General features: G+C 56.0%; 7 protein-coding genes. All 7 read left to right on the top strand.

Features of this window, described 5'->3' with window-relative positions; genetic code table 11:
* Window positions 1-572 (top strand): DUF2062 domain-containing protein (locus tag K5905_RS25065; protein ID WP_297589196.1); only part of this gene is annotated, 572 nt, incomplete at its 5' end.
* Between the two features lie 84 nt (window positions 573-656).
* Complete coding sequence (gene acpS / locus K5905_RS25060; protein WP_297589194.1) at window positions 657-1,088, top strand: holo-ACP synthase; 432 nt, start codon at window positions 657-659, stop codon at window positions 1,086-1,088.
* Between the two features lie 117 nt (window positions 1,089-1,205).
* A complete protein-coding gene (lepB, locus tag K5905_RS25055; RefSeq protein ID WP_297589192.1) occupies window positions 1,206-1,958 on the top strand; it encodes a signal peptidase I in 753 nt (250 codons plus the stop codon).
* A gap of 41 nt (window positions 1,959-1,999) precedes the next feature.
* Window positions 2,000-2,707, top strand: coding sequence for a ribonuclease III (gene rnc / locus K5905_RS25050; RefSeq protein WP_297589190.1), 708 nt, complete (start codon window positions 2,000-2,002; stop codon window positions 2,705-2,707).
* Between the two features lie 112 nt (window positions 2,708-2,819).
* Window positions 2,820-3,719 (top strand): GTPase Era, encoded by a 900-nt coding sequence (era, locus tag K5905_RS25045; RefSeq protein WP_297589198.1) that lies wholly within the window; start codon window positions 2,820-2,822, stop codon window positions 3,717-3,719.
* 67 nt (window positions 3,720-3,786) lie between these two features.
* The gene (recO, locus tag K5905_RS25040; protein ID WP_297589187.1) at window positions 3,787-4,542 is read left to right on the top strand and encodes a DNA repair protein RecO; all 756 of its coding nucleotides are present in this window, start codon (window positions 3,787-3,789) and stop codon (window positions 4,540-4,542) included.
* A gap of 154 nt (window positions 4,543-4,696) precedes the next feature.
* The coding region (gene parC, locus K5905_RS25035) for a DNA topoisomerase IV subunit A (protein ID WP_297589185.1) at window positions 4,697-6,168 on the top strand (1,472 nt) is incomplete at its 3' end.

Raw genomic sequence — 6,168 nt, 5'->3', positions numbered from 1 at the left:
CGCGCATCGAACGCTTTCGCGTTGCCGTGTGGCCGCGGAACAGCTGGTCCCGGTCGACACGATATTTCGGCAAGCGCGTCCTCCGCCTGACGGCAACTCCTCACGCGATTGCAATCGGCTTTGCGGCGGGTGCATTTGCATCATGCACCCCGCTGGTTGGGTTCCACTTCCTGACGGCGTTTGCCGTGGCCTATATCGTGCGCGGTAATTTGATCGCTTCGGCGCTCGGGACCTCAATCGGCAATCCGCTGACTTTTCCCTTCATCTGGGCGTTCACTTTCAAAATCGGTCAGTGGATACTCCATGGGCGCGCACCCAAGGCAGATCCTCGCAAGGTTCATGAACAGTTTCAGCATGGATTGTTCGAAAAGTCGCTGGATTCGCTCTGGCCCATGCTCAAACCCATGTTTATTGGCGCAGTACCGCTGGGACTTGTCGTTGGAACAATCTCCTATGTCATTGTCTACAAAAGCGTCGAGGTCTACCAGCGCCGCAGACGGCAGACGATCGCGACAAAGAGAGGACGCCTGTTCCGGCATGGCACAGCAGCGGGAGAAGACGGAGGCGCTTGAAATCGCCTTCCGGCCGTTCCACCTAATTCACTGACACTCCCAAGGCCCGACTTTTCCGGTGCCTGAAGAAGCGAAAGAGCAGCGATGATCCTGGGAATTGGCAGCGATCTGATCGACATCCGCCGGATCGAGAAAACCCTTGAGCGTTTCGGAGACCGTTTCACCAACAGGGTTTTCACGGAAATCGAGCGTGCAAAGTCCGACAAAAGGGCCGAGCGGGCCGCATCCTATGCAAAACGGTTTGCGGCCAAGGAAGCGTGTTCCAAAGCTCTTGGCAGCGGTATTCGCATGGGGGTTGCGTGGCGCGAAATGGGCGTGGTCAACCTGCCCTCCGGCAAGCCAACAATTTCCCTGACCGGGGGTGCGGCCGAGAGGCTGATCGGCATGACGCCGGACGGTTTCAAGACCACAATTGATCTGACAATTACAGACGACTTTCCGTTAGCCCAGGCCTTTGTCGTCATATCCGCCTGGCCGAATGACTGGCCATTGCCACCATCAACAGCTTCTGCCTGAACACGGTGCAACCCGACACCCGATCCGCATTGCTTCCACCGGCCTGAACGGCTAAAAGTCCCGCTGACAAGCGGCTTTGCCCTCCGATTTTCCGGACAACATGTTTTAAGGGATAAAATGAGCGTGACAGAAAACAAAAAAGAAAAGGACAGCGGTCTTTATGAAACCGTAAAGGTCGTTGTCCAGGCGCTTCTTCTTGCCCTTGTCGTTCGGACATTCCTGTTTCAACCCTTCAACATCCCTTCCGGATCCATGAAGGACACGCTGCTGATCGGCGACTATCTTTTTGTCTCAAAATACAGCTATGGCTATTCTCGGTATTCCTTTCCTTTCGGACTGATGCCGTTTTCCGGACGGGTCTGGTCTGCTGAACCCGAGCGCGGTGACGTTGCCGTCTTCAAACTCCCAACCGACACATCCGTCGACTACATCAAACGCGTCATCGGATTGCCGGGCGATACCATCCAGGTGATCAGAGGGGTTGTTCACATCAACGGCGAGCCGGTCAAACGTGAACAGATCGATGACTACATTGAACAATCTCCGTCCGGCGCTGTCCGGCGCGTGCCACGTTTCCGCGAGACATTGCCGAACGGCGTTTCCTACGACACGCTGGACCTGAGGCCGAATGGCGAACTGGACAACACCCGCGAATACAAAGTTCCTGAAGGCCATTTCTTCATGATGGGAGATAACAGGGACAACTCCGTGGACAGTCGCGTCCTCAGCAAAGTCGGTTACGTACCTTTCGAAAACTTCATCGGCCGTGCAGAGGTGCTGTTCTTCTCGATCGAGGGTGGCACTGCTGCCTACGAAATCTGGACCTGGCCGTGGACGGTTCGCTGGAACAGAATTGGCCGGACATTGTAAAACCCGGCGGACCTCCGGCGCCTGAAATCGAAGCAGTCTGTATGACAAAAAAACAAACAAAGAGCCCTGTCTCGACGCTGAAAGCAGCTCTGCAATACGATTTCAAGGATCTGGAGTTGCTGCGAGTCGCGCTGACACACGCAAGCGCTCTTGCCCCTTCAGAAACCGTTTCAGGCAGCTATCAACGCCTGGAGTTTCTGGGCGACCGGGTACTCGGCCTCGCAATCGCGTCCATGCTTCACCGGCATTTTCCAAAGGCCGACGAAGGAGAACTCGCACGCCGTTTCAATCATATGGTCAAGCGGGAAACCTGCGCGGAAATTGCCCAGGAGCTCGGCGTGGGCGACGCCATGCGTATCGGCCTGGCGGAGGCCCAGACCGGAGGCCGCAAGAAAACAGCACTCCTTGCCGACATTTGCGAGGCAGTGATTGCAGCGATCTATCTTGATGGCGGTTTCGAGGCTGCGGAAGCCTTTATCAAACGTCTTTGGGAGCCACGTATGCTATCGTGGACCGGTCCCTTGCGGGACGCCAAAACCACGTTGCAGGAATGGGCACAATCAAAAAGTCTGCCGACGCCGCGCTACGAGGTTACCAGCCGTGACGGACCGGATCACGCGCCGAATTTTACCGTCTCGGTGATTGTGCAGGGTCTGCGGCCTGGAGAAGGCAAAGGTGGCTCCAAGAGGATTGCGGAACAAAATGCCGCCGAGGCAGTATTGCGCCGGGAAGGCGTCTGGAAGGAATAAGAGAAACTTGAGCGACGAAAACAACACCGGTGATCATATCGACGACGAGGACGATGGCTTTGTGGCCCCGACTGGCCGGTTTGACATCCCCCTGCCCGATCCGCTGGAAGAAATGCCATCCGATACCAAGGCCGGTTTCATTGCGCTGATCGGTGCACCGAATGCAGGCAAGTCGACCCTGATCAATCAGCTCGTCGGAACCAAGGTCTCAATTGTGACCCACAAGGTTCAGACCACGCGTTCTATCGTGCGTGGTGTTGCCATGCATGGGTCAGCGCAACTGGTCTTCATCGATACCCCTGGCATATTCAAACCGAAACGGCGACTGGACCGCGCGATGGTCGATACCGCTTGGGGCGGCGCCCGGGATGCCGATGTTATCGCGCTTTTGATCGATGCCCGAAAAGGCATTGATGAAGAAGTTGAGAACATCCTGAAGCGACTTTCCAGCCAGTCAGCGCCTAAGGTGTTGATCCTGAACAAAACCGATGTCGCCAAGCGCGAAAAGCTCCTTCAGCTGGCGCAAAAGGCAAATGAATATCTCGAATTTGAAGAGACGTTCATGATCTCTGCGCTGAAAGGAGACGGGACACAGGCCATCCTGGACTACTTCGCGTCCAAGGTTCCGGAAGGTCCGTGGCTTTATCCGGCAGACCAGCCTTCGGATCTCCCCCTGCGTATCCTTGCTGCCGAGATAACCCGCGAGAAGCTGTTCGAGCGTCTGCATCAGGAACTGCCCTATATCTCCACCGTGGAAACAGAGCAGTGGCAGACACGCAAGGATGGTTCGGCCCGTATCGAGCAGACGATCTACGTGGAACGGGACAGTCAAAAAAGCATTGTCCTTGGAAAACGCGGGCAGACCATCAAGGCGATCTCCCAGGCGGCGCGCGAAGAGCTCTCGGAGATCATCGAAACGCCGGTCCATCTGTTCCTGTTCGTGAAAGTGCGGGAAAATTGGGGCGACGATCCGGAACGCTATCGCGAGATGGGACTGGAATTTCCGAAATAGGTGGCGCCTGCGCTCATTTCCGCTGATATTCGGTTCGAGAATCTGTACCGGTTACGGGAAATAACAGGTGGAATGGAACGGTCGCGGCGTGGTGCTGACCACCCGCAAGCACGGTGAGAACGATGTCATTCTGGAGGCCATGACGCTCGATCATGGCCGCCATCTCGGACTTGTTCGAGGTGGACGTTCAAAGCGCCATCGCCCCGTGTTACAGCCCGGAAATGAACTGGACCTTACCTGGAAAGCCCGGCTTTCAGACCACCTTGGGCAATTTCAGATCGAACCGCAAACCTTGCGTGCAGGCGAATTGATGACCAGTGCAATTGGTCTGACCAGCCTGCAACATCTGGCCTTCCTCCTGAGGCTGCTGCCGGAACGACACCCCTACCCGCGTCTTTTCAATGCTCTTTCGGTTCTGCTTGATCATCTGGAAGCTCCGGATGCGGCAGGCGCGCTTTTGATCCGTTTTGAACTGGAACTTCTGCAGGATCTGGGCGCAGGGCTGGACCTCACATCCTGTGCGGCGACCGGCGGCGTCGACGATCTGGCCTATGTCTCACCAAAATCTGCCCGGGCCGTCAGCCGCGAAGCCGGGCTTCCCTATCACGACAGACTTCTGCCATTGCCCTCCTTCCTTCTGGACGGTCAGCGGCAGGCAGGCAGTGAATTGACTTGGGAGGACATCACACAAGGCTTTGAATTAACGAGTTTCTTTTTGGACCGGCACCTTCAGGAACGCGGTGGCAAGGACAGCGGAACCCGTGCGCAGCTGCTTGGCACCTTGGAAAAAAGCTATCGGGTGACCTTCCCCTGGAACTTCTGATCCGGCTGGAAGATCTTCTCGAACATCGCGACACGAGATCACTGGGCACGATTTCCTGCTCTTCTGGTCGAAATCCGTTGAAAATCCGCCGTTTTTACCTGCAAAGATGCTCAAGTGAATTGCACTGGATGCTGTTAACAGCTAGCAAGCAAATATGGGAAAAGAAGTGACTCCGCCGCCAAGCGGCATTGAAGGTATCAACCTCAAGGACGCGCTGGAAGAGCGCTACCTGGCTTATGCATTGTCGACCATCATGCACCGGGCGCTTCCTGACGTGCGCGATGGCCTGAAACCCGTTCACCGGCGCCTGCTTTATGCAATGCGTCTGTTGAAACTTGATCCGGGTGCAGGCTTCAAGAAATGTGCCCGTGTGGTCGGTGATGTCATCGGTAAATACCACCCGCATGGCGACCAGGCTGTTTATGATGCTCTCGTCCGTCTTGCCCAGGATTTCGCGCAGCGTTATCCGCTGATCGACGGCCAGGGTAATTTTGGTAATGTCGACGGCGATAACGCCGCGGCCATGCGTTACACGGAAGCGCGCATGACCGATACGGCCAAGCGTCTGCTTGACGGTCTGGACGAAAATGCCGTCGATTTTCGCGAAACCTATGACGGCGAAGACAAAGAACCGATCGTTCTGCCTGGCGGCTTTCCGAACCTGCTTGGCAACGGCTCATCCGGCATCGCGGTCGGCATGGCGACCTCCATTCCCCCTCACAATGCCTTTGAACTCTGTCAGGCATGCCAGCATCTGATCAAGAATCCGAAGGCTGAAGTCGATGAGCTGCTGGAGTTTGTCAAGGGCCCCGATTTCCCGACCGGCGGACTTCTGGTTTCCGATCAGGGCTCCATCCGGGAGGCCTACGCCACCGGTCGCGGCAGCTTCCGTGTTCGCGCCCGTTGGGAGGTTGAAGACCTCGGGCGCGGCCAATGGGCGATCGTTGTCACGGAAATTCCCTATCAGGTACAGAAATCGCGCCTGATCGAAAAGATTGCCGAGCTGCTCACTGCTCGCAAACTGCCACTACTCGACGATGTTCGCGACGAATCTGCAGAAGACATTCGCGTTGTCCTCGTGCCGCGTTCTCGGAACGTCGATGCCGCCCTTCTTATGGAATCCCTGTTCAAGCTGACGGATCTGGAAAACCGTTTTTCCCTGAACATGAACGTTCTGTCCATGGGCAAGGTCCCGATGGTAATGGGGCTGAAACAGGTTTTGCGCGAGTGGCTGGATCATCGCAAAGTTGTCCTGGTCCGGCGGTCCGAATATCGTCTTGGGCAGATCAACCACCGGCTTGAGGTTCTGGAAGGTTATCTGGTTGCCTATCTCAATCTCGATGAAGTCATCCGCATCATCCGGGAGGAAGATGACGCCAAGGCCGAACTGATCCGGACATTTGAACTGACCGACGTTCAGGCCGAAGCCATCCTCAATATGCGCCTGCGGTCCTTGCGTAAGCTGGAAGAGTTTGAAATCCGCAAGGAGCACGAGAAACTCACAGCTGAAAAAGACGATCTGACCAAGCTGCTCGGATCCGATGCGCGTCAGTGGACCAAGATTTCAAAGGAAATCGGCGAAATCTCGAAAGTCTATGGTCCTGAGACCGAAATCGGTAAGCGCCG

The organism is Roseibium sp. (genome assembly GCF_025698965.1).
Taxonomy (GTDB): Bacteria; Pseudomonadota; Alphaproteobacteria; order Rhizobiales; family Stappiaceae; genus Roseibium.
This window is presented reverse-complemented; position numbering and strand designations above follow the sequence as displayed.

Bases quoted from the DNA above. Each gene is read 5' to 3' on its own strand.
- acpS (WP_297589194.1), top strand. From the start codon at position 657: ATGATCCTGGGAATTGGCAGCGATCTGATCGACATCCGCCGGATCGAG.
- lepB (WP_297589192.1), top strand. From the start codon at position 1,206: ATGAGCGTGACAGAAAACAAAAAAGAAAAGGACAGCGGTCTTTATGAA.
- rnc (WP_297589190.1), top strand. From the start codon at position 2,000: ATGACAAAAAAACAAACAAAGAGCCCTGTCTCGACGCTGAAAGCAGCT.
- era (WP_297589198.1), top strand. From the start codon at position 2,820: ATGCCATCCGATACCAAGGCCGGTTTCATTGCGCTGATCGGTGCACCG.